We start from the raw sequence: 21,497 nt of genomic DNA, 5'->3' as shown, positions 1-21,497 counted from the left end.
GGAGGTCGTTCGTATCGGCATGCCATCAAACGAGCATGCGAGCCGACCGAAAAACGCGGTGGAGGATCGCATGCGACGATACATGGTCGTCGCGCTCGTGGCGGGCCTGGCGGCGCTCGCGGGCACGGCGTCGGCTTTCGACAACGGACAATATAACGACGTGCCGGCCGACATCCGCGCCTGGTTCAAGAGCGTGATGGCGCCGAACGGCGTGCCCTGTTGCGACATATCCGACGGCCATCGCACCGACTACGACGTTCGCGCCGGCGCCTATTGGGTGCCGATCGAAGGCCAATGGATGGAGGTGCCCGAGCGCGCGGTCATCCGCGACCGCGGCAATCCGGTGGGCCAGGCCGTGGTCTGGTACGTCCATCACCGCGGCGCGATCATCATCAGCTGCTTCGTGCCGGCGGACGCCGTGTAAGCTCGGCAAAGTCATTCCGGGACGGCTCGAAGAGCCGACCCGGAATGTGGAGCTTCCGGGTTTCGCGCTTCGCGCGCCCGGAAGGGCCGGCAAAATTGCTCTCGGCGGTTCGCTAGTCTCCTTCTAGGTGATAGGCTGGACGAAACTCATACGGAGCCCGAGCCGTGACCGACCTCGCCGCAACAGACCTCGCCAAGATCTATCCGAAACCGAGCCCGCGCGTGATCGCCAAGGCGCGCCCCGCGATCGACGCGCACGCCAAAAACTTCATCGCAATGTCGCCGTTCTGCGTGCTCGCCACTTCGGGCACCGACGGCAGCGTCGATGCCTCACCGCGCGGCGGGCACCCCGGCTTCGTGCAGGTCGACGGCGCGAACCGGCTTTTGATGCCCGATCGCCCCGGCAACAACCGCATCGACAGCTTCAAGAACATCGTCGAGGGCACCGGCTTCGTGCAGCTCATCTTCTTCGTGCCGGGCATCGACGAGACGCTGCGGGTCGGCGGCAAGGGCAAATTGTCGGCGGCGCCCGAGCTGCTGGCCGCGATGAAGGAATTCGGCAAGCTGCCGCGCGCGGTGCTCTGCATCGACGTGCGGGAAGCCTATTTCCATTGCGGCAAGGCGCTGATGCGCTCAAAGCTGTGGGCGGAGGACGCAAAGGTTGCGCGCTCATCCTTTCCCTCGATCGGCGAGATCATCCACGACCAGACCGCGCTCGGCGAGCGGGAGGCGCAGTCGGTGATCGAGGCGCGCTACCGCGAGCAGCTCTAGGCCGGGCTATTGACGCGCGAAGAGACTGCCGAACCTCAGTCGGCGCTACTCTGGCTTTCCAAGCTGTTCGGCGTGGAGAGCCAGCCGGTCATATTCTTCGGCGATCTTAAGCAGCCTGTCCTTCGATTGCCGGTAGGCGAAGGACTCCGCCTTCGCCCGGGTTTTTTCAGCACGCTCACGCCAGTGCTCGGGGTCGTAGACAAAATTTTTCATGTTCATCTAATGAAAATTGTTGTGTTCATCTACATGAACAACCAGAGGTGACAGGAGCTTGACAACTATTGGGCGATATCTTGAATTCTTCAACCAATCTCAAAATAAGGTAAACTTTCGGTAAATATCATATGGACTTAAGCGGCGTTTCCACGATCCGCAGTCACCGCCTGGGTTCGCCCGATACGCAAGCTGGACGGGCGATCTTACAGCGCGCGCCGCACCGCGCCGCCATCGACCGGGATCGCAGCGCCGTTGATGTAGCGGGCGAGCGGCGAGGCCAGGAACGCCACGAGATGGCCGATGTCATGCGGCTCGCCGAAATAGCCGGCGGGAATGTTTTGCTTGATGAAGTCGGCCCGCGACTGCTCCGTCGGATGCAGTTTTCGGATCTGCGCCGTGTCGATGCGCCCCGGCGCGATCGTGTTGACCGTGATCCCGAACCCGCCGAGCTCGATCGACAACGTCCGTGACCAGCTCGCCAGCGCCGCCTTGGCCGGCGCCGCCGCATTGAGTTTTGGCGCCACCAGTGCCCCCGAGATATTGATGATCCGCCCCCAGCGCGCGGCCTTCATCGCGGGAATGACGCGCTCGGCGAGCCGCCGCGCCGCCATGAAATTGAGCGTGAACGACTCCTCCCAATAGGATTCATCGACCTCGCCGGTGATCGGCCGCGCCCCGCCGGCGTTGTTGACCAGAATGTCGACGCGGCCGCCAAGCGCAGATGCCGCCTCCGCCGCGATCGCGGCCGGACCACCTTCGGCGCAGACATCGCCGACCACGATTTTGGGCCGTCCCCCCGCGGAAGCGGCCAGCGTCTCGGCCACCTCTTCGAGCAGGGCCCGCGTGCGAGAGCTGATCGCGACCCGCACCCCCGCGGTCGCCAGCGCCTCCGCCACGCCCCGCCCGATGCCGCCGCTTGCAGCCGTCACGAGCGCGGTCCTGCCGGCGAGATCGAGATCCATGGTCTTGCTCCGGTCCGGGTCGGGGTGTTGGACCGGATGCTAACGTTGCTGCGGCGGCGTGTCCTTTGCGCTTGTGATTTTGCCGCGGAGAAATTCTGATTGCTTCGCGGAGCCTGCCCTGCGGCGGCGCCTCGCGCCGACCCGGGGCTCGCAATGACGGTGAGGCCGCTCAGTCCTCGGCTTCGAGGCCGCCGACATGCTTCTGGGTGTAGAGGTCGAGCCCGACGCGCTTGATGAGGTCGAGCTGGGTTTCCAGGAAGTCGATGTGGTGCTCCTCGTCCTTCATCAGCTGCTCGAACAGGTCCCGCGAGACGTAGTCCTTGACGCCGTGGCAATAGGTCGCCGCCTCCTGGTACAGGTTCCGCGCGCTGATCTCGGCGGCGAGATCGCACTCGATGATCTCCTTGACGTCCTGGCCGATGCGCAGGGGATCGAGCACCTGCATGTTGGGAAAACCGTCGAGGAACAGGATGCGGTCGGTGAACTTGTCCGCGTGCTCCATCTCCTCGATCGATTCCTTGCGCCAGACCTTGGCCATCTCCAACAGGCCCCAGTTGCTCAGCATGCGATAATGCAGCCAGTACTGGTTGACGGCCGTGAGCTCATGCCGCAGCCCCTTGTTGAGATATTCGATGACCCTGGGGTCGCCCTGCATGATGCGCTCCGGAAACTGGTTTGGAGGCCGCGATCGGCCTGCATGGTCGAGGAGACAGAATAGCCGGTGTGGGGACGGCTCAGAAGCCGCCATCAGGGCGAAAATCGGTCCAATGTGCAGTTTTTCAGGCGGCCGCGAATGCGAACCCATCGTCCTGCGATACGGCCTGGTTGTGCTGGCAGCCGGCGAGGCAGCCATCGACGCAGGGGCCGAGCGCCTGCTCGATGATCGTGGTGATGGTCCGCGCACAACGGCCGCACTCGGCGCTGCAACCGAGGCAGCCATAGACCTGCTTGGCGTTCCGGGGAAGCTCGTCCGCATTGTTGACGGCGTGGCGGACGTCGTGGTCGCTCAGGACGTTACAGGAACAAACGATCATGAAAAACGGCAGTCCTTCCGTGGTACGGGCCGATCGATAGTGAAGACCGTGACGCGATGCAAAAGGAAAAGCCGCCTTTTGAAGGGATTCCAAATTGCGGCAAAACTGTAAAGTTCATCCAAAATCGCCTCATTGAGGCAAATCAAGCGCCACAACAACGGTCTGCGCCGCCATGATCGCCGCTCACGCGCCATTATGCCCTTGAAGCCCCGGAGAGCGACAACGTGGCGCAGCTCCCGTCCGGCGCCGATAAAAACTCCTGTGAAGGCCGCGAGCGCCCCTGAAGGCCGCCGCGAGCGCCTCGATCGTGGCTCGATCCTGCATCGGACGCTGATTTTGCTTCGCAGTATGCGAAATCCGGATCAGCCTACCGGCCCACCTTGCGCATTTGTAATCGAATGTGTCAGGGGCGTTCATTGAACGTTCAAGCGGAATATGGAACGCTTGCCCTAATGTTTTCATCCGAAAATCTCGGGAGATAGGCGATGAAAAGGACATTGATGGCAGTTGCGGCCGTGGCCGCGCTTGCGCTGGCGACGACTTCCCCGGCCAATGCCTGGCGCGGCGGGTGGGGTCCGGGTCTTGCCGCCGGCCTGATCGGCGGCGCGATCGTCGGCGGGGCGATCGCCTCGAGCCCCTATTATTACGGTCCGGGGCCGTATTACTATGGCGGTGGCCCGGCCTATGTGGCCGATCCCGGCTATGGCGGCTATGGCTGCTACTGGCAGCGCCAGCGCTTCTGGGACGGCTATGGCTGGGCGTTCCGCCGCGTGAGAGTCTGCGGCTGATTCGGCCGGCTCGAGCCCGTTCACGTCAGCTAAAACGACATCGACGTCCTGGAACCGCAACCGCGATCCGGGACGAGCCCTGAAAATGACCGCTTTTTCTGGGCACATTGTTGCCGCGTTTACTTCGGGTTGACCGTTTCTGCGGTTTGATAAAGAAACGACCAATCGGGTACCCGCGTGTTCGGTCATTCCCAACCGGCGTCGTTCGAGAACGCCACCTCCAGGAGACAGCAGAACATGAACAAGACAATTGCCGCTCTGGTCGCGGTTACGACCATCGCCGGGTCGCTGGTGTCGGTCACCCCGCCCGCGAAGGCCGGAGACGGCAACGTCGCAGCCGGCGTGGCGGCCGGGCTGATCGGCGGCGCCCTCGTCGGCGGCGCCATTGCCTCCAGCCGCCCGGCCTATGGCGGGCCGGTCTATGTGGTCGAGCCGCCCCCGCCGGCCTACGGTGGCTGCTATTGGCAGCGCCAGCGCTATTGGGACGGCTATGGCTGGGTGATCCGCCCGGTCCGCGTTTGCTACTGACGCAAACTCGATCGGCGAGCTTGAGACGCAAGAAACCCGGCCGGTTCCCGGCCGGGTTTCTTCTTGGGCGAATCTAACCCGGTGAGCGCCTCACCGCGCCGCGCGCATGGCCTGCAGCACCGCTCCGCTCGGCCAGCAGTCGAGCTTCAAGCCGGCCTTTTTCTGGAATGCACCGACTGCGGCGCGCGTGAGCATCCCGGCCTTGCCGTCGAGCTTGTCCTTGTAGAGGCCAAGGCGCGTCAGCTCACGCTGCATCGCCTCCACATCGGCGGTGCGCAGTTGCGTCGTGGCCGACCAGGGCGTTGCAAACGGCAGCGGATTTGTCATGCGGTCGGCGAGGTGGCCGACGAACAGCACGTAGAGATCGGAGAAATTGTACTCCTTGATCACAAAGTAGTTCTTCGTCGTGAGGAACGCCGGACCCTGGATACCTTCGGGCTGCAGCAGCGAGGCCTCCTGGGCCTGCTCCGCCGCGCCGATCTTCTGGCCCCGCACCGGTACAAAGCCCGCGTGCAGCCAGTCGCCGATCGGCCTGGTGACCTCCGGCACGCCCATCGTGCAGTCGACATTGGCGGGCGCCTTCACCTCATAGGCCCAGCGCAAACCGCTCTGCCAGCCCTTGTCGACGAGCTGCTTTGCGGCCGAGCCGAGCGCATCCGGCACCGAGTGCCAGAGATCGACCTTGCCGTCGCCGTCGAGATCGACGCCGTGCTTGGAATATTCCGACGGCAGGAACTGGGTGAGACCGACGGCGCCGCCCCAGGAGGCGCGAAAATCCTTGCGCGCGACCACGCCGTCGCCGAGCATTTTCAAGCCCAGGATGAACTCATTGCGGTACTGGTCCTTGCGCCGGCCGACATAGGCCTGCGTCGCGAGCACGCGCAGGCCATCATAGGGCAGCGTGTAGCGGCCAAAATCGGTCTCGCGGCCCCAGATCGCGAGCACTACCGGACCCGGCACGCCAAAACGCGTTTCGATCTCGTTCAGGGCGGGGCGATATTGCTGCATCAGCCGCTGCCCCTGCTCCGCGAGGCGCGCGATGGCGGCTTCCCTGATGTAGTCGGCGGGCACCTGCACGAACTCGGCCTGCCGCGGCGCGCCGGTCGCGGGCCGCCCGGGCAGGATCAGGTCGGGCAGTTTATAGTCCGCCTCGAGGCCCGCGGTCTCGCGGTCGAAAGTCGCGCGCGAGACGCCGGCAGCCTGCGCATCGGGCCACAGCGAGGCGATGAATTTCGCAAAATCGGCATCGGCGGCACGGGCGGACGCGCCCAGCAGCACCGTCGCGATCAGGGAAACAAAAGCGAGCGCGCGTTTCACGACAACGGCCCTCGCCTCTTTATTTCACCGCAACGATGAAGACTCGCGGAAACCGGAAAATCACCTTGCCGTCCGCCTGCGGCGGATAGGCGGCCGCGACGCGCGCGGCGTATTCGGCCAAAAACTGCTTGGCCTCGGGCGCCTCGAGAAGATCGAGGAATGGCCGCAGCCCCGTGCCCTTGACCCATTCGACCACGCCGGCGGTGCTGTCCAGCACATGATAGTAGACTGTGTGCCAGATCTGGAAATGCGAACAGATCGGGCTGAGCGCGTCATAGTAGACCGCCGGCGGCGGAACCGCATCGCGCACCCGCGCTTTCTCCGACAGCTGCTCGCGCCAGGGCCCTTCGTGAGCGACCTCGCGCATCAGGACATGGGCCGGTTCATCGAGGCTGTCGGGAATCTGCACCGCGAGCACGGCGCCGGCGCGAAGCTGCGCCAGCAGCCGCTGCAGCTGCTTCAGATGGCCGGGCACCCACTGGAAGATGGCGTTGGCAAACAGCACGTCGCAGGTCTCGGGCGGCACCCAATGCGCGACATTGGCCTCGATGAAGGTCTGTCCTGGCAGCCGCGCGCGCGCCTGCCGCAGCATCTCGGCCGAGGTGTCGATGCCGACCACGCTGGCGTTCGGCCAGCGCTTGACCAGAAGCTCGGTCGAATTGCCGGGACCGCATCCGATGTCGACCACCTTGCGCGGATCCTCGCATGTGATCTGCGCGAGCAGGTCACGCGAGGGCCGCGTGCGCTCGTCCTCGAATTTGAGATACTGCTCTGCGCTCCAGTCGGTCATGGCAAGACTTCGCTTGGTTCAGATACGCGCGGTCAGCGCGTCAGTTTCTTGTATTTCACCCGATGCGGGATGATGCTGTCCTGGCCGAGCCGTCGCATCTTGTCCTTCTCGTAATCCTGAAAATTGCCCTCGAACCATTCGACATGGCTGTCGTCTTCGAACGCCAAAATGTGGGTCGCGATGCGGTCGAGGAACCAGCGGTCGTGGCTGATGATGACCGCGCAGCCGGCAAAGTCCTCCAGCGCCTCTTCGAGCGCGCGCAAGGTGTCGACGTCGAGATCGTTGGTCGGCTCGTCGAGCAGCAGCACATTGGCACCCGACTTCAGCATCTTTGCCAGATGCACGCGGTTGCGCTCGCCGCCCGAGAGCGAGCCGACCTTCTTCTGCTGGTCGGCGCCCTTGAAGTTGAACGAGGAGCAATAGCCGCGCGAATTGACCTCGCGCTTGCCGAGCAGGATCAGTTCGTTGCCGCCGGAAATCTCCTCCCACACCGTCTTGTTGCCTTCGAGCGAGTCGCGCGACTGGTCGACATAGCCGAGATGCACGCTTTCGCCGGTCGTGATGGTGCCCTTGTCGGGCTTCTCCTGGCCGGTGATCATGCGGAACAGCGTGGTCTTGCCGGCGCCGTTCGGACCGATCACGCCGACGATGCCGCCGGGCGGCAGCTTGAAGGTGAGGTCATCGATCAGCACGCGATCGCCAAAGGCCATGGTCAAGCCTTCGAAGTCGACGACGTTCTGGCCGAGCCGCTCTGCGACCGGAATGATGATTTGCGCGGTCTGGGTCTGCTTCTCGCTCGCCTTCTTCAAGAGCTCCTCGTAGCGCTGATAGCGCGCCTTCGACTTGGCCTGGCGCGCCTTCGGCGAGGCCGCGATCCATTCCTGCTCGCGCGCCAGCGTGCGCTGATGCGCGGCTTCCTCGCGGCCCTCCTGCTCCAGCCGCTTCTGCTTCTGCACCAGCCAGGAGGAGTAATTCCCCTCATAGGGGATGCCGCGGCCGCGATCGAGTTCCAGGATCCAGCCCGTGACGTTGTCGAGGAAGTAGCGGTCGTGGGTGACGATCAGGATCGCGCCGGGATAGTTGCGCAGGTGGCCCTCGAGCCAGGACACGGATTCGGCATCGAGGTGGTTGGTCGGCTCGTCCAGCAGCAGCAGCTCGGGCTGGTCGAGCAGCAGGCGGCACAGCGCCACGCGGCGGCGCTCGCCGCCGGAGAGTTTTGTGACATCGGCGTCGTCGGGCGGGCAGCGCAGCGCGTCCATCGCCTGGTCGACCTTGCTGTCGAGATCCCACAGGCCCTGGGCCTCGATCTCATCCTGCAATCTGGTCATCTCGTCCGCGGTTTCATCCGAATAGTTGACTGCCAGTTCGTTATAGCGGTCGAGGATCGCCTTCTGCTTGGCAACGCCCTGCATGACATTCTCCCGAACGCTTTTCGCCGCATCGAGTTGCGGTTCCTGTTCGAGATAACCGACCCGGGCGCCCTCCGCCGCCCAGGCCTCGCCCGTATAGTCCTTGTCGAGGCCGGCCATGATCCGCAGCAGCGTCGATTTGCCGGCGCCGTTGACGCCGAGCACGCCGATCTTGGCGTCGGGGTAGAACGACAGATGGACGTTATCGAGCACCTTGCGGTTGCCGGGATAGGTCTTGGACAGACCCTGCATGAAATAGACGAACTGGCGCGCCATCGCGTTTCTCTTAATCCGTGATTTGCCGGGATTTTGCTGGCGCTGATGTAGCGGCAGCGACACCAAAGAGCAACGGTGCGATGGTTCAGAAGGTCTCTTCGGAGCCTGCCCCGGGACCGTCAAGAGAGCTTCTGAACCAAAAATCGCACCGTCGCATATTTTCTTTCGACCCCGAATTTCGCTGAGCAGGCGCAGCGAACACCGGCGAAGTTCGGGCCGGGGACACTCGTTTTCCGTCTGTTCACCACGGATGAATACTGGACCTCAACCATCCCCGTAGTCGATCGGTGCAATTGAAACCGAGTTTTAATTAATCGGGCGAAGACTCGCATCCGGCGCCGAGAACAGGCGCTTCGAAGCGGCAAAAGCCGATAGACAAAGAACAGCGAGCCCGCGTCATGGCGACCCTGACCTCGATCTTCATTCCCCTCCCGGCCGTGGGCCGTGATGCGCCGTCGAGCGCGCTCGCCGACATCAAGGCGTCCTGGCAGCGGCTGCTTGGCAAGGTATTCAATCCCTACAGGCCAGAGCTGCATTATATGCGCGGCCCCGGACCGGCCTGGCGCGCCAAGTATGGCGACCCCGTCTCGTTCCGGTTGCATGCCGACCTGGACTGACGGCCGCCATTCGCCCCCGATGATGCCCTCTGACCCAGAGGGTGCTTGCCTACCACTCGATTGCGCGCGACCATGGGCGCTTCCTGAACGACATTGCTGTCGTTCAACTCGCCATGGACGGACCCGATGACCCGGCTGCGCTGTGCAATCCTCGACGACTATTATGACACGGCCCTCACCTTGGCCGACTGGGCCAGACTCGGCGACCGCGTCGACGTCACGGCCTTCACCCACCCCTTTACATCCGAACAGGACGCGGCCAGCGCGCTCGCCGACTTTGAGATCATCTGCGCGATGCGCGAGCGCACGGCGTTTCCGCGCAGCCTGTTTGCGGCGCTTCCCAAGCTGAAATTGCTGATCACCTCGGGCATGCGCAATGCCGCTGTTGACATGGAGGCGGCCAAGGAGCGGGGCGTCGTGGTCTGCGGCACGCAATATGGCCGCGATCCGACAGCGGCCCTGACGATGGCGCTGATCCTCGAACTGACCCGCAAGGTCGGCCGCGAAAATGCGCGCATGCATGCCGGCGAGCCCTGGCAAAAACTCGGCGGCGTCGAGATCGAGGGCAAGACGCTCGGCGTGGTCGGCCTCGGCAGGCTCGGCAGCAAGATCGCGGAGCTGGCAAAAGCGTTCGGCATGAACGTAATCGCCTGGAGCCCCAATTTGACGGCCGAACGCTGCAAGGAGGTCGGCGTCGCCCAGGCGACCAAGGAGGAGCTGTTCGCGACCGCCGACATCATCACGATTCACGTGGTGCTGAGCCCACGCTCACGCGGCATGGTCGGACGCGATGATCTCGCCCGCATGAAGGAGACCGCCTATCTCGTCAACACGTCGCGAGGACCGCTCGTCGACGAGGCGGCGCTGCTCGAGGTGCTGCAGCAGAAGAAGATCGCCGGTGCCGGCATCGACGTCTTTTCGGTCGAGCCATTGCCGGTCGATCATCCGTTCCGCAAGCTCGACAATCTCGTGCTGACGCCGCATCTCGGCTACGTCACCGAGGAAAGCTTTCGCAGCCATTATGGCCAGATGGTCGAATGCATCGACGCCTGGTTCAAGGGCGATCCGCCGCGCCGGATCGCCTGACGTAAGTCGTCAGGCCGCGCGCGTTGCAGCTTGATCCAACCAGGTTCGAATTCAACCGCACAAAAGATGAAGGCGACCGCGGGAAGCGCGACCACGAGCGGGGCGACCGCGGCGGGGGCGCCCCCGTCGCCATGCGTCGCGTACCGATTGATGGACTAGTTCAGCGCACCGTGACCGGCGGCGGCAACGGCTGCACCGTGGTCGGCTGCGCGCCATAATAGGTCCCCCCGCCAGCCTGGGCTTGCGCGGGCGGCGGCGCCGCAGCACCGGGCACGGGCGCCGCTGAGGCGGTGGCGGTCGAGGCCGGCGCCTTGCCCGGCCACACCACCACGCGGGTGCCGACCTTCACGTGATCGAACAGGTCGGAGACGTCCTCGTTCAGCATGCCGATGCAGCCCGAGGAGACGAACTTTCCGATGGTCGAGGGCTGGTTGGTGCCGTGGATGCGGTAGACGGTCGAGCCGAGATACATCGCGCGCGCGCCGAGTGGGTTGCCGGGGCCGCCGGCCATGAAGCGTGGCAGATAGGGCTGGCGCTCGATCATCTCGGACGGCGGATACCAGTCCGGCCACTCGGTCTTCTTGGTGATCTTCTGCACGCCGGTCCAGGTGAAACCCTCGCGTCCAACGCGAACGCCATAGCGGATCGCGCGTCCACCACCGAGCACGTAATAGAGGTAGGTGTTGGGCGTATCGACGATGATGGTTCCCGCGGGCTCCTTGGTCGTGAATGCGACCTCCTGCCGGCGCAGGTTCGGCGACAGTTGCACGGGCGCCGCGTCGGGTTGCTCCTCGGGCGGCAACGTCGCCACCGTCATCGGTCTGCCCTGCGAGTCGGTTGCAGGAGGGACAGCGGCCGTGGCGTCCTGTGTGCCGACCGCACCGGGCGGCCGGGGCGCGCCATACCCCGCATTCGGATCATAGCCGCCCGCCGGCGCCGGCGGACGATCGGCATAGATCACGCCCGGGCGACCGTAACGGGGATCATCGGGCGACATGACAGGGCCTGCGCCGCGATCGGTGTAGACGGGCGGCGCGCCCATCGGGCGGCCGTAGCGCGGATCGTCCGGCGACATCACCGGCCCCGTAGGCGCACGGTCGGTGTAGATCGGGGGCGCGCCCATCGGCCGGCCATAGCGCGGATCATCTGGCGACATCACTGGCCCGGGCGGCGGCAGCGCGGCCATGTTCGCATCATCGTCTTCGAGCGCATCAAAATCCTGCGATTGCGGTCCACGACGGGCGTCCGCCGGATAGGGCTGCGGTCCGGGCGAATAGACGGAGCCGGGAGGCACGGGATAGCCCTGTTGCGCCTGCGCGAGCGTGGTCACCCCTGCCGTGGAGGCAATCGCCGCAGCAGCGCAAATCGTCAGAATGCGTGTGTTCATCATCGCCCTTGTATATTCCCAAGCCGACAGCAGATCGTTAACGCGCCAATGGCGGAAGATCGCGGCGCATTCAAGACAAATCAGGCCATTTTGTGCCAATTTCGGCGTTTTGTGATCGCCTCGCGTCACCGTTGCACGGAAGCCGCAGACTGAGGGAAAATCAAAATCAACGCGCGCCCGCGACATGAGCGCTCCGAATTTTACAAATGTCAAATGAAGCTTGCGCTATGTTCGGCTGAGCCTGATTCGCACCCGGCGCAAATTGCACTGGCGCGCTCGCGATACCGGCCTTGTGGTCACCGCGTTCCCATGGCTCCAGGGCCTTTGCAGTCTTGCTGCGAGGCGGAACTTTTCTGTCAATGCTCCCCGGCTTTCGTTTTCTGTTCGCCGCGATCATCCTGTGCGTCTCGATACTGGTGTTTGGCCTCGGCGCGGCCGCGTTGCTGCGCGCTGCGCATGAGGAGTTTGCCTCTAAGCCGTCCTGGCGCGGCGCGCCGGAAGCAACTTTTGCGCAACAGATCGAGACGACGCGGCCGGTGCTTGGCTTCGTTCGGCTGGAGCCGCGGCCGCCGGTCGAACTGAGGCCGGCCGAAGTCGCAGCGGCTTCCGTCCCCGAGACTGCCATCCCGACGGTGGTTGCTACTCCGCCGATCGACGCAGTGCCGACCGAGCCTGCTGCCGTCGCGGACCTGCCACCTCAAGCTGAGAGCACCGCCGCACTGGGCACAGCCGAGGCCGCGAGCGAAATTCAGCCCGGCACGCCATCGCCGCTTCCGGCCGTTCCTCGGGCCGACGCCGCACGGCCGACGACGCCGACCGAGACCGCCAAAGCCGACCTCGCGCCTGACATCAAGGTGGAGACCAAACCACAACTGCCGTGGGACGAAGCCAAGGCGCCGGTCGAGACGACGCCTCCGCCGCCAATGGCGAGCCCGTCCGCTGCTGCGCCGGTGCAGCCTGCCGAGGCCAAGACCGCGGCGACCACCGCGGCGACCACCGCGCCGACCGAGGACGTCAAGCCGAAGCTGACCGCAGAGGCCCCGCGGCAGGCTACCGAGCCCGCGCCGGCCGCAACCGCCTCCACTGATGCGACCGCCTCGATCAACGTGCCCGCAGCCTCGGCAAGCGCGCCAGCCGCCCCGGTGGACATCTCGCCTCCCGCAGCCGACGCGCCCGCCGCTTCCGCAAGCGCTCCTGTTCCCGCGCCCGCCGCGGCGGCAGACGCAACCGCCGCTCCCGCGGCGAATACCTCCGCAGCGATCAGCGGTGCTGCGGTGATGCCGCAAAAAGCCGACGCCGCGGCCAAGGTTGCCGCCACAGGTGATCACGCAGCCGCAGCCCAATCACGATCGACGCCCGCAACGAATCCGCGCGCAAATGCGGCTCCCGACCGCAACGCCGTCCGGAAACAGCAGCAGGCACAGCGCGCGCGGCAGCAACAGCAACAACGCCGCCGCCTCGCGCTGCGGGCGGGCATCACGCGCCAGCAGGCCGCAGCGTATGCCGCCCAACAGCAATACGCCTTCCCGATCCAGCAGCAGCAGCAACAGCAGCCGCAGAATTTCACGCCGGTGCAACGCCCGCCCAGCTTCTAGACTGACTTAGCACTGGTGCCTCACGCCGGCCCGGTCGCGACGGGCGGTCCATCCGCCTGTCCCCATTCCGACCATGAGCCGTCATAGAGCGCGGTGCCGCGCACACCCAGCCGATAGAGCGCAAGCGTCAGCACCGCGGCCGAAACGCCCGACCCGCACGAGGTCACGATCGGCTTGTCCATATCGACGCCGGCACTCGCAAAAGCCTTGCGCAGCTCCTGCAGCGGCTTCATCGCGCCGGTCGTTGCATCGAACAGCTGGCCATAGGGAAGATTGCGGCTATCCGGGATGTGACCCGACCGCAGCCCCGGCCGCGGCTCGGCGACGCGGCCTTCAAAACGGTCGCCGGCGCGGGCATCGATCACCTGCTCCGCCTTGCTTGCAACATTGGCGATCATCTCGCCGATCGAGCGGACACGCCTTGCATCATAGGCCGCCGTGAACGTCGCCGGCTTCGGCGTCACCTCACCGCCTTCGACGGCGCGTCCTTCTGCGCGCCACTTCTTCAGGCCGCCATCGAGGATGCGGACCTTGTCGTGGCCGTAAGACAGGAACATCCACCAGGCGCGCGGGGCCGCGACCCAGCCGCCGGCATCGTACAGCACGACCGTATCGTCATTGCCGATGCCGAGCGCGCCGACATCGCGGCCGAACTGCTCGGCGCTCGGAAACATGTGCGGCAGCGGATTTTTATGATCCGACACCGCGTCGACATCGAAGAACACGGCGCCAGGGATATGCGCGGCGAGGTAGTCGTCTTTCGGCAGCGGCAGCACGCCCGGCATCTTGAAGGTGGCGTCGACCACCTTGACGCCGGCATCGTTCAGATGCGCGGCAAGCCAGTCGGTGGTGACGAGCGGGTCATCAGCGGTGGTCATGGCGGATAGTCCCCTGGCTAGCTATTCCGGGGGTCCGAAGGACCAGACCCGGAATCTCGAGATTCCGGGTTCGGTGCTTCGCACCGCCCCGGAATGACGAAGCAGAGAAAGCGATGCCGGATGATATTATTGCGACACGTTCGTTGCCACTTTCTTTTTTGGCGCCTTGTGCCAGTGGACGCCGACACTGGCCTTTCCGCTTTGTCATGGCCGGGCAGAAGCGCGAAGCGCGTCTTGCCCGCGTTCGCGCGGATCTCCAGGCTTAGGCGGCCGCCGAAGCATGGCACATCGCGCGCAGCGATCCAGCCAGCGGATCTCTGGGAAATTTTAGCAAGATCTCGTCATAGCGGCGTGCCGCTTCACCGAGGTCGCCTTGCTGGAAGCATCTCGATGCGGCCTGCGTCATCTCACATAACTGCTCGGACCCGGCCTGCGCTGCCAGTTCCGGATCTTCACTGTTCCTGATCCCCAGCAGCTCATAGATCATGAACTCGTGCTCGCGGCCCTTGACCCGAACCGTCTTGATGGGTCTCGCCACGATCTCGGCGCTGACGGCTTCGACGACACTGTCGCTGATGCAGATGGTCGTGCCGAAATTCTTGTTGATGCCTTCGAGGCGCGCCGCGACGTTCACTCCGTCGCCCATCACCGTATAACTCAAGCGTTCGCTCGAACCGACATTGCCGACCAGCACGTCCGCACAATGCAATCCGATGCGAAGGTGCAATCGCGGGCGCCCCTGGGCGCTCCATTCCGCGTTGAGCGCTCGCATGCGTTGCGCTGCGCGAACGGCACCACGGCAGGCGCGAAGCACGTGGTCCGGTCGAGAGGCCGGCGCACCCCAGAAGGCCATGATGCCATCGCCTATGAACTTGTCGACCGTGCCGTGCTCTTGCGCAATGGCCTGCGATACTGCCTCGAAATAGGCTGAGAGTTGACTGAGCAGATCGTTCGGCGCCATCTGCTCGGCAAGGGTGGAGAAGTCCTTCAGATCGGCGAACAGAATTGTCATGGAGCGCTGTTCGACGCCGAGCGTCAGGGGAACGCCGGTCTTGATCAGCTCTCTGACCACGTCCAACGGCACGAACGAGGAGAACGAGCGCAATGAGGTCTCGAACAACGATACAGCGGTTTGAAGCTCTTTGATCTCCTTGATTTTCGACGACGCCGGCGCCCCATGCGAGAACGTCAGGTCCTCGACCGACCGCAACTCCTTCGATATGCCTTCGATCGGGCGCGACAGCCTGCGCGAAAACGCATAGATCAGCAGCAACTCCATGCCGGTCAGAGCGCCGATCAAGACGATCATCTGCCGGTTCGTTCGCTCGAGGGTGCCGACAAAATCGCCGGTCGGCGTCAGGATGATGATCTCCCAAGGCTGCCCAAAACTGCCGGGAAACCGGGTGAAGGAGGCGCTGATTTCCTCGCCACTCTCGGGCGAGGTGAAGAAGAAGTCGTCGCTGTTGGTTTCGCTGTGCAGCCGATAGGCTTCGCGCACATTGTTGTCGGCGATGGTGTCGAGCCGCGCGAATTCCGGCACGTTGTTCTCAACGCGAACGACCTTGTGCAGATCGGGTGCCGCGATAATTGTGCCCTTGGTTGGATTGGCGATGATCGTTGTGCTGTGGGCGCTCGCGCGGTGGCTGGCGAGAAACCGCGACAGCACGTCGAGAGTGATATTGGCGGAGGCGCAGCCGATGAACGCTCCGTCTCTGATGATCGGATATCGGGTGGAGATGATCGGGTAACCGGTATCGGGATTGATCGACGGCTCCTCGACGATGAGAGCATGCGCGTCCTTCGCGGCCTGGTACCCACGCAGAGTCCTGATATCCATGATCTGCTCGACATCGTAACCGCCGACGACGTGGGGCCATGTATCGAAGAACGTGCGATGCCGAACCCGTCGCGGCGAGCCGGAGAAGCTGTCGATATGGCTGGAATGCCAGTTCGCCGATGCCGGAATCTTCGGATCGGATCTCCGGCGATCGTCGTCGATCCGGGTCACGACCCGGTGAAAGCCGTCCTCGAAGCTGACATAGGCGGCATCGATCTGGCGGGCCGAGGTAAGCGCCTGATAGAGCAGTTCGCGGCTCTCCTCCTTTCTGAAGGCTGCCGGGTCCTCGGCGGCGGCCGCTGCAAGCAGCGCGAGCGTGGCTGCGACCGGGTCAATGAGGTTCTGCGCACCCTCGAAACTGGCCTGTTTCGTCTTCGCGATCGCATCGTTCAGGGTCGCATTGATCGCGGCGGCGTTCTGCCGATAATTGTACGCCAGGATGAAGATGAGCACGGGAATACTGAGCAGGACAAACACGCCCGACATTACCGCGCTCAGCCGCATCGCGCCGAGCGCACGCGCATTCCGGCGGTAGAGAGCCCAGCCCAGCGCGCACACAAGAACTGTCACAAACAGCGCCAGGAGCGGCGTCTCCGGCGGCACCCACCATCGCTTGTCGCCGGTGGTCGCGTAGATAAAACTCTCGGGCAGTTCCGCCTCGCTCGCCATGCCAAGCTCGACATAGGCGTCGGCGATGGTCTTCCAGCGCGCGCTGCTCTGATCGCCAATTGGCGTGAGGCGCGGCTGGATCAGCAGTTCGGTCCGTACCGCTTCAAACAGAAGCGCGTCACGCGTTTTGTGCGCAGAGTATTTGCGTCTGATCAGGTCGACGGTTTCTTCCTTGTGGGCGAGTGCGTAGGCCCAGCCCTTCAGGCTCGCGGCCCGAAACGCTTGAACGCGGCGGGGGTGCTCCGCTATCTGCCGTTTCGAGGTGCACAGACTATCACCGTAGAAGTCGAACCCGTAAGCGCGCGGCGCGAACATCAGATACGGTGTGCCCAGCTTTTCGAGCGCGTAAGGCTCGTTCGTACTGTACGCGACCATCGCGTCGGCCTTGCCATTGAGCAGATCGCGCGGATCGCCTGCGTGATCGACACGGGGCAGGCTCGCGTAATCGACTCCTTCATGTTTCAGCATCGCCGCAAGGTCCTCGCTCGCGGGGGCATCCATCAGGCGACGTCCCTTCAATTCGGAAACGGCATGGATGCCGGCACGGTGCGGCACCATGATCACGGCTGCCGAGTGCTGGAAAATGACCCCGAGGACGACGTTATTCGCGCGTTCGGTTGGATTCACCAAAATGCTCGCCGTGCAAACGCCGAAATCGGCGCTGCCCGCTGCCACCGCCGGTCCAGCTTCTATGCCCGGACCACCTTCTCGAACTTCGACGTCCAGACCGTTGTCGCGATAAAAACCCTGCTCGATCGCGGCGTAATAGCCGGCGAATTGGAACTGGTGCTTCCACTTGAGCTGCAGCGACACTTGGTCGAGCGCCCCGGCAGGAGACAGGAAGAGAGGGGTGACGAGCAGCAAGACCGGGCTCGTCACGAGCAAGTGCAGCCGACGCGCAATCGTGTGCAATCCTGTCGCCACTCTCAAATTTGCGCTTGCAATTCCCATTGCCGTGCTCCCGCGTGTTGCAGTGCTGCGCATCGGATGGTCAAGGTTCAAAGCTGGTCGTGCTAGCGCGACGCCATGGGATCCATATGATCTAGATCAAAGGCCGCTCCTCGTCTTCTTGCAGCACGGTTCGGTCAGGGTTCCCATCGCTGATGGATGGTGTTCGCCCCATCTTCTGTTTATCGCAATTGAGCTTGACTTTTCGTCGAATCAGAAGCATTATCCGCCCGTCCCGCCTCAAAGAGAGGGGCGTTTGGCCAATCGTCACCGGACGTGAGCGCGGGATGCGATGGACGCGAAAGCGCAGCGCGCAAGCCTTGCGCGGACGAGTGACGCTTTTGCGGACGGCGAAGTCGTGTGGTCCTGGTGCCCCGACGCTGGCATCAAGTCGTGCGGTGACGAGCCGCGCGGCGACGGGAGCAAGAAAGCCCGGTTCCCGGGGAGATCACGTATAAGCCGTAACACCGTCGCGCAGGGAATGCCGGGATGATTCGGCTGAACCTGTGGTTCCTTCCCCGTGCTTTTTTAATGCACGGGGGCCATGGGTGAGGCCATCACCCGGCATTCCCTGCGCCCTCTCGTCTGGAGAGGGTGAGTTGTGATCGACAAACTCGGACGGATTTCCGCCGCGAGAACGTGGGCGTACGCCTCAAGGCAGCGACGTCATTGCGAGCGAAGCAAAGCAATCCAGACTATCTCCGCGGCGGCAGCCTCGATTGCTCCGGCGCTATCGCGCCTCGGAACGACGGCCACGGACGCTCACGCCTTTTTCTTCGGCTCCCATTTTTCGACCGGGCCGCCGGCATCGCGCCAGGCGGCAAAGCCGCCGCCGATATGGGCGACCGGCTTCAGCCCCATGTCCTGGGCGGTTTTTGCCGCCAACGCGGAGCGCAGTCCGCCGGCGCAATGGAAGATGAACTTCTTGTCCTCCTGGAAGATCGGCTTGGCATACGGGCTGTTAGGATCGATCCAGAACTCCAGCATGCCGCGGGTGCAGGAGAACGCGCCGGGAATCCGTCCCTCGCGCTCGATCTCGCGGGGATCGCGGATGTCGACGATCACGACGCCATCGCCCTGCGCGGCCTTGATCGCCTCCGCCGCGCTCAGCGTCTCGATCTCCGCATTGGCCTCGTCGACCAGCGCCTTGATGCCGCGGTGAATGGTCTGGGGCATGGTCTCTCCCTCTTTGTGTTCGTCACTCTCCTGCTGTCATTCCGCGGCGCGTCGAAGACGCGTCTCGAGCCACAGAGGTCATCTCGAGATTCCGGATCAGCCGCTTTGCGGCTGTCCGGAACGACGTGCGATTGGCTACCGCACCAGCTCCTTCATCGCCGCCTCCAGCCCCTCGATCGTGATCGGATACATGCGTTCGGCAAAAATGCGGCGGATGATGGTGGTCGATTCCGAATAGTCCCAGTGCCGCTGCGCGACCGGATTGAGCCAGACCGCATGCGGATAGGTGCGCACGATGCGGTCGAGCCAGACCGAGCCCGGCTCCTCGTTGACATGCTCGACCGAGCCGCCGGGCACCATGATCTCGTAAGGCGACATCGAGGCGTCGCCGACGAACACGACCTTGTAGTCGTGCGGATATTTGTGCAGCACGTCCCAGGTCGGCGTGCGGTCGGTAAAGCGCCGCTTGTTCTGCTTCCACACGCCTTCATAGAGGCAATTGTGGAAGTAGAAATATTCCATGTGCTTGAACTCGCTCTTCGCCGCCGAGAACAGCTCCTCGACCTGCTCGACATGGGAATCCATCGAGCCGCCGATGTCGAAGAACACCAGAACCTTGACGGCGTTGCGCCGCTCCGGCCGCATGTGCACGTCGAGATAGCCGTGGTTGGCGGTCTCCTTGATCGTGGTGTCCAAGTCGAGCTCGTCGGGCGCGCCGGTGCGGGCGAACTTGCGCAGACGGCGCAGCGCGATCTTGATGTTGCGGATGCCGAGCTCGACATTGCCGTCGAGATCCTTGAACTCGCGGCGGTCCCACACCTTCACGGCACGGTTGTTGCGGTTCCTCTCCTGGCCGATCCGGATGCCTTCCGGATTGTAGCCATAGGCGCCGAACGGCGAGGTGCCCGCGGTGCCGATCCATTTGTTGCCAGCCTGATGGCGACCCTTCTGCTCTTCCAGGCGCCTCCGAAGCGTCTCCATGAGCTTGTCCCAGCCCATCGCCTCGATCTGCTTCTTCTCTTCCTCGGTGAGGTATTTTTCGGCCAGCTTTTTGAGCCATTCGGCGGGAATTTCCGCCTTCTCCATCGCGTCGAGCAGGCTCTCCAGCCCCTTGAACACGGTGCCGAACACCCGGTCGAACTTGTCGAGATTGCGCTCGTCCTTCACCAGCGCCGCGCGCGACAGATAGTAGAAACTCTCCGCCGACTGATCGGCGAGGTCGGCGTCGAGCGCCTCCATCAGCGTCAGATATTCGCGCAAGGTCACCGGGACCTGCGCCTCGCGAAGTGAGGTGAAGAATTGCAGAAACATAAGCAACAGATTGCCCGCCGGGGGAGATACGTCAAGGGCGTCAGCGCATGGCTGGGCGGCTGGACCGGGCGGGTTTTTGCTTTAGTATGAGGCCCGACATGGGATTTTTGACGGGGCAGTTTTCATGGGTATCATCGCGGCGCTGGTGATCGGCGCCATCGCCGGCTGGCTGGCGGGCCTGATCGTGCGCGGCGCGGGCTTTGGGCTGATCGGCAATATCGTGATCGGCATCATCGGCGCGCTGGTTGCAAGCTGGCTGCTGCCGCAGCTCGGCATCAGCATGGGCGCGGGCGCGGTCCGCGACATCGTCAATGCGACGATTGGCGCGGTCATCATCCTGGTCCTGCTATCGCTGGTGAGAACCGCCTGACGAACTTTCCAAAAATCCTCCCCGGCGGCCGGGTGATTGGACCCGAACGCCTGTTCTCGTGTTGTGGCAGACAACATCCGATCAAGAATGAACCAACAAGGTAGATGTCTTAGATGAAATTCACCGGCACCAAGGACTATGTCGCGACCGACGACCTCAAGGTCGCCGTCAATGCCTCGATCGTGCTCGAGCGCCCGCTGCTCATCAAGGGCGAGCCGGGCACCGGCAAGACGGTGCTGGCCGAGGAAGTCGCCAAGGCGATCGGCGCGCCGCTTTTGACCTGGCACATCAAGTCCACCACCAAGGCGCAGCAGGGCCTCTACGAATATGATGCGGTCTCGCGCCTGCGCGACAGCCAGCTCGGCGACGCACGCGTGTCCGACGTCAAGAACTACATCAAGCGCGGCAAGCTCTGGGAGGCTTTCACCTCGGAACAGCGCCCGGTGCTGCTGATCGACGAGATCGACAAGGCCGACATCGAGTTTCCAAACGACCTGCTGCTGGAGCTCGATCGCATGGAATTCTTCGTCTACGAGACCGGCGAGACGGTGAAGGCGAAGCTGCGGCCGATCGTGATGATCACCTCCAACAACGAAAAGGAGCTGCCGGACGCCTTTTTGCGCCGCTGCTTCTTCCATTACATCAAGTTCCCCGATGCCGAGACCATGAGCCGGATCGTCGACGTGCATTTCCCCGACATCAAGAAGCGGCTGGTGGAAGAGGCCTTGCGGATCTTCTTCGAGGTGCGCGAGGTCCCGGGACTGAAGAAGAAGCCGTCGACATCGGAGCTGCTCGACTGGCTCAAGCTTTTGCTCAACGAGGACATCACGCCGGAAATGCTCAGGGAGCGCGATCCGCGAAAACTGATCCCGCCGCTGCACGGCGCGCTGCTCAAGAACGAGCAGGATGTACACCTGTTCGAGCGGCTGGCGTTCCTGAGCCGGCGGGAGGTGTGATGATCGGTAGGGTGGGCAAAAGCGCGACAGCGCCGTGCCCACCATGCCGCCACGTGTCCGGCTGGAATGGTGGGCACGCTTCACCTCGCCGACCCTATGCGGATACGGCGCTCCTGCCGCGGATCAGGTCGGAGGCCTTGTCGGCGATCATCA

At 63.8% G+C, this 21,497-nt stretch carries 21 protein-coding genes; 9 read left to right on the top strand and 12 right to left on the bottom strand.

Annotated features, from left to right (window positions below):
- Nucleotides 1-70: 70 nt before the first annotated feature.
- A complete protein-coding gene (locus tag JOZ76_RS01100) occupies nucleotides 71-424 on the top strand; it encodes a hypothetical protein (RefSeq protein ID WP_291696795.1) in 354 nt (117 codons plus the stop codon).
- Between the two features lie 164 nt (nucleotides 425-588).
- Complete coding sequence (locus JOZ76_RS01095) at nucleotides 589-1,194, top strand: MSMEG_1061 family FMN-dependent PPOX-type flavoprotein (protein WP_291696794.1); 606 nt, start codon at nucleotides 589-591, stop codon at nucleotides 1,192-1,194.
- A 45-nt stretch (nucleotides 1,195-1,239) separates the two neighbouring features.
- On the opposite strand, the gene JOZ76_RS01090 is transcribed toward JOZ76_RS01095, so the two are convergent.
- The 4 genes from JOZ76_RS01090 to JOZ76_RS01075 form a co-directional block, all read right to left on the bottom strand.
- Nucleotides 1,240-1,413: a hypothetical protein gene (locus tag JOZ76_RS01090; RefSeq protein WP_291696793.1), complete on the bottom strand. Its 174-nt coding sequence runs from the start codon at nucleotides 1,411-1,413 to the stop codon at nucleotides 1,240-1,242.
- Between the two features lie 200 nt (nucleotides 1,414-1,613).
- Nucleotides 1,614-2,372, bottom strand: coding sequence for an SDR family oxidoreductase (locus JOZ76_RS01085; RefSeq protein ID WP_291696792.1), 759 nt, complete (start codon nucleotides 2,370-2,372; stop codon nucleotides 1,614-1,616).
- A 169-nt stretch (nucleotides 2,373-2,541) separates the two neighbouring features.
- Complete coding sequence (gene bfr / locus JOZ76_RS01080; RefSeq protein ID WP_291696791.1) at nucleotides 2,542-3,027, bottom strand: bacterioferritin; 486 nt, start codon at nucleotides 3,025-3,027, stop codon at nucleotides 2,542-2,544.
- Nucleotides 3,028-3,151: 124 nt separating this feature from the next.
- Nucleotides 3,152-3,406 carry a (2Fe-2S)-binding protein gene (locus JOZ76_RS01075; RefSeq protein ID WP_291696790.1) on the bottom strand — a complete coding sequence of 85 codons (255 nt, stop codon included), beginning with the start codon at nucleotides 3,404-3,406 and terminating at the stop codon, nucleotides 3,152-3,154.
- 485 nt (nucleotides 3,407-3,891) lie between these two features.
- Here JOZ76_RS01075 and JOZ76_RS01070 point away from each other — a divergent pair, with 485 nt between their 5' ends.
- Together JOZ76_RS01070 and JOZ76_RS01065 are read left to right on the top strand one after the other, a co-directional pair.
- Complete coding sequence (locus JOZ76_RS01070; protein WP_291696789.1) at nucleotides 3,892-4,194, top strand: hypothetical protein; 303 nt, start codon at nucleotides 3,892-3,894, stop codon at nucleotides 4,192-4,194.
- A 237-nt stretch (nucleotides 4,195-4,431) separates the two neighbouring features.
- On the top strand, nucleotides 4,432-4,722 hold the full coding sequence (locus JOZ76_RS01065) for a hypothetical protein (protein WP_291696788.1): 291 nt from the start codon (nucleotides 4,432-4,434) through the stop codon (nucleotides 4,720-4,722).
- A 90-nt stretch (nucleotides 4,723-4,812) separates the two neighbouring features.
- On the opposite strand, the gene JOZ76_RS01060 is transcribed toward JOZ76_RS01065, so the two are convergent.
- From JOZ76_RS01060 to ettA, 3 genes are read right to left on the bottom strand one after another with little or no spacing between them, the layout of a single operon-like run.
- Nucleotides 4,813-6,039, bottom strand: coding sequence for a lytic murein transglycosylase (locus tag JOZ76_RS01060; RefSeq protein WP_291696787.1), 1,227 nt, complete (start codon nucleotides 6,037-6,039; stop codon nucleotides 4,813-4,815).
- A gap of 19 nt (nucleotides 6,040-6,058) precedes the next feature.
- Nucleotides 6,059-6,829 carry a trans-aconitate 2-methyltransferase gene (gene tam, locus JOZ76_RS01055; RefSeq protein ID WP_291696786.1) on the bottom strand — a complete coding sequence of 257 codons (771 nt, stop codon included), beginning with the start codon at nucleotides 6,827-6,829 and terminating at the stop codon, nucleotides 6,059-6,061.
- Between the two features lie 32 nt (nucleotides 6,830-6,861).
- Nucleotides 6,862-8,514, bottom strand: a complete 1,653-nt coding sequence (gene ettA / locus JOZ76_RS01050; RefSeq protein ID WP_291696785.1) for an energy-dependent translational throttle protein EttA — start codon at nucleotides 8,512-8,514, stop codon at nucleotides 6,862-6,864.
- A gap of 398 nt (nucleotides 8,515-8,912) precedes the next feature.
- On the opposite strand from ettA, the gene JOZ76_RS01045 reads away from it, so the two are divergent.
- Nucleotides 8,913-9,131, top strand: a complete 219-nt coding sequence (locus tag JOZ76_RS01045) for a hypothetical protein (protein ID WP_291696784.1) — start codon at nucleotides 8,913-8,915, stop codon at nucleotides 9,129-9,131.
- Between the two features lie 126 nt (nucleotides 9,132-9,257).
- Nucleotides 9,258-10,217 (top strand): D-2-hydroxyacid dehydrogenase family protein, encoded by a 960-nt coding sequence (locus JOZ76_RS01040; protein ID WP_291696783.1) that lies wholly within the window; start codon nucleotides 9,258-9,260, stop codon nucleotides 10,215-10,217.
- Nucleotides 10,218-10,377: 160 nt separating this feature from the next.
- Here JOZ76_RS01040 and JOZ76_RS01035 read toward each other — a convergent pair whose 3' ends face one another.
- Nucleotides 10,378-11,607 (bottom strand): L,D-transpeptidase, encoded by a 1,230-nt coding sequence (locus JOZ76_RS01035; RefSeq protein ID WP_291696782.1) that lies wholly within the window; start codon nucleotides 11,605-11,607, stop codon nucleotides 10,378-10,380.
- A 356-nt stretch (nucleotides 11,608-11,963) separates the two neighbouring features.
- Here JOZ76_RS01035 and JOZ76_RS01030 point away from each other — a divergent pair, with 356 nt between their 5' ends.
- Complete coding sequence (locus JOZ76_RS01030) at nucleotides 11,964-13,199, top strand: hypothetical protein (protein WP_291696781.1); 1,236 nt, start codon at nucleotides 11,964-11,966, stop codon at nucleotides 13,197-13,199.
- Between the two features lie 20 nt (nucleotides 13,200-13,219).
- On the opposite strand, the gene sseA is transcribed toward JOZ76_RS01030, so the two are convergent.
- The 4 genes from sseA to JOZ76_RS01010 all read right to left on the bottom strand — a co-directional run bounded on the left by sseA (nucleotide 13,220) and on the right by JOZ76_RS01010 (nucleotide 20,018).
- A complete protein-coding gene (gene sseA / locus JOZ76_RS01025) occupies nucleotides 13,220-14,077 on the bottom strand; it encodes a 3-mercaptopyruvate sulfurtransferase (protein WP_291696780.1) in 858 nt (285 codons plus the stop codon).
- A 262-nt stretch (nucleotides 14,078-14,339) separates the two neighbouring features.
- On the bottom strand, nucleotides 14,340-17,447 hold the full coding sequence (locus JOZ76_RS01020) for an ABC transporter substrate-binding protein (protein WP_291696779.1): 3,108 nt from the start codon (nucleotides 17,445-17,447) through the stop codon (nucleotides 14,340-14,342).
- A gap of 846 nt (nucleotides 17,448-18,293) precedes the next feature.
- Nucleotides 18,294-18,707, bottom strand: a complete 414-nt coding sequence (locus JOZ76_RS01015; protein ID WP_291696778.1) for a rhodanese-like domain-containing protein — start codon at nucleotides 18,705-18,707, stop codon at nucleotides 18,294-18,296.
- 135 nt (nucleotides 18,708-18,842) lie between these two features.
- A complete protein-coding gene (locus tag JOZ76_RS01010; RefSeq protein ID WP_291696808.1) occupies nucleotides 18,843-20,018 on the bottom strand; it encodes a vWA domain-containing protein in 1,176 nt (391 codons plus the stop codon).
- A gap of 124 nt (nucleotides 20,019-20,142) precedes the next feature.
- On the opposite strand from JOZ76_RS01010, the gene JOZ76_RS01005 reads away from it, so the two are divergent.
- Together JOZ76_RS01005 and JOZ76_RS01000 are read left to right on the top strand one after the other, a co-directional pair.
- On the top strand, nucleotides 20,143-20,388 hold the full coding sequence (locus JOZ76_RS01005; protein ID WP_291696777.1) for a GlsB/YeaQ/YmgE family stress response membrane protein: 246 nt from the start codon (nucleotides 20,143-20,145) through the stop codon (nucleotides 20,386-20,388).
- Nucleotides 20,389-20,501: 113 nt separating this feature from the next.
- The gene (locus JOZ76_RS01000; RefSeq protein ID WP_291696776.1) at nucleotides 20,502-21,344 is read left to right on the top strand and encodes an AAA family ATPase; all 843 of its coding nucleotides are present in this window, start codon (nucleotides 20,502-20,504) and stop codon (nucleotides 21,342-21,344) included.
- Nucleotides 21,345-21,497 lie beyond the last annotated feature (153 nt).

This window comes from Bradyrhizobium sp., assembly GCF_019244115.1.
Lineage (GTDB): Bacteria > Pseudomonadota > Alphaproteobacteria > Rhizobiales > Xanthobacteraceae > Bradyrhizobium.
This window is presented reverse-complemented; position numbering and strand designations above follow the sequence as displayed.

Excerpts from the sequence above, each read along its gene's own strand:
- JOZ76_RS01065 (WP_291696788.1), top strand. The coding sequence starts at position 4,432 with ATGAACAAGACAATTGCCGCTCTGGTCGCGGTTACGACCATCGCCGGG.
- JOZ76_RS01075 (WP_291696790.1), bottom strand. The coding sequence starts at position 3,406 with ATGATCGTTTGTTCCTGTAACGTCCTGAGCGACCACGACGTCCGCCAC.
- JOZ76_RS01045 (WP_291696784.1), top strand. The coding sequence starts at position 8,913 with ATGGCGACCCTGACCTCGATCTTCATTCCCCTCCCGGCCGTGGGCCGT.
- JOZ76_RS01005 (WP_291696777.1), top strand. The coding sequence starts at position 20,143 with ATGGGTATCATCGCGGCGCTGGTGATCGGCGCCATCGCCGGCTGGCTG.
- JOZ76_RS01000 (WP_291696776.1), top strand. The coding sequence starts at position 20,502 with ATGAAATTCACCGGCACCAAGGACTATGTCGCGACCGACGACCTCAAG.
- sseA (WP_291696780.1), bottom strand. The coding sequence starts at position 14,077 with ATGACCACCGCTGATGACCCGCTCGTCACCACCGACTGGCTTGCCGCG.
- JOZ76_RS01085 (WP_291696792.1), bottom strand. The coding sequence starts at position 2,372 with ATGGATCTCGATCTCGCCGGCAGGACCGCGCTCGTGACGGCTGCAAGC.
- JOZ76_RS01015 (WP_291696778.1), bottom strand. The coding sequence starts at position 18,707 with ATGCCCCAGACCATTCACCGCGGCATCAAGGCGCTGGTCGACGAGGCC.
- JOZ76_RS01010 (WP_291696808.1), bottom strand. The coding sequence starts at position 20,018 with ATGTTTCTGCAATTCTTCACCTCACTTCGCGAGGCGCAGGTCCCGGTG.
- JOZ76_RS01070 (WP_291696789.1), top strand. The coding sequence starts at position 3,892 with ATGAAAAGGACATTGATGGCAGTTGCGGCCGTGGCCGCGCTTGCGCTG.
- JOZ76_RS01030 (WP_291696781.1), top strand. The coding sequence starts at position 11,964 with ATGCTCCCCGGCTTTCGTTTTCTGTTCGCCGCGATCATCCTGTGCGTC.
- ettA (WP_291696785.1), bottom strand. The coding sequence starts at position 8,514 with ATGGCGCGCCAGTTCGTCTATTTCATGCAGGGTCTGTCCAAGACCTAT.
- JOZ76_RS01090 (WP_291696793.1), bottom strand. The coding sequence starts at position 1,413 with ATGAACATGAAAAATTTTGTCTACGACCCCGAGCACTGGCGTGAGCGT.
- JOZ76_RS01100 (WP_291696795.1), top strand. The coding sequence starts at position 71 with ATGCGACGATACATGGTCGTCGCGCTCGTGGCGGGCCTGGCGGCGCTC.
- JOZ76_RS01035 (WP_291696782.1), bottom strand. The coding sequence starts at position 11,607 with ATGATGAACACACGCATTCTGACGATTTGCGCTGCTGCGGCGATTGCC.
- JOZ76_RS01040 (WP_291696783.1), top strand. The coding sequence starts at position 9,258 with ATGACCCGGCTGCGCTGTGCAATCCTCGACGACTATTATGACACGGCC.
- bfr (WP_291696791.1), bottom strand. The coding sequence starts at position 3,027 with ATGCAGGGCGACCCCAGGGTCATCGAATATCTCAACAAGGGGCTGCGG.
- tam (WP_291696786.1), bottom strand. The coding sequence starts at position 6,829 with ATGACCGACTGGAGCGCAGAGCAGTATCTCAAATTCGAGGACGAGCGC.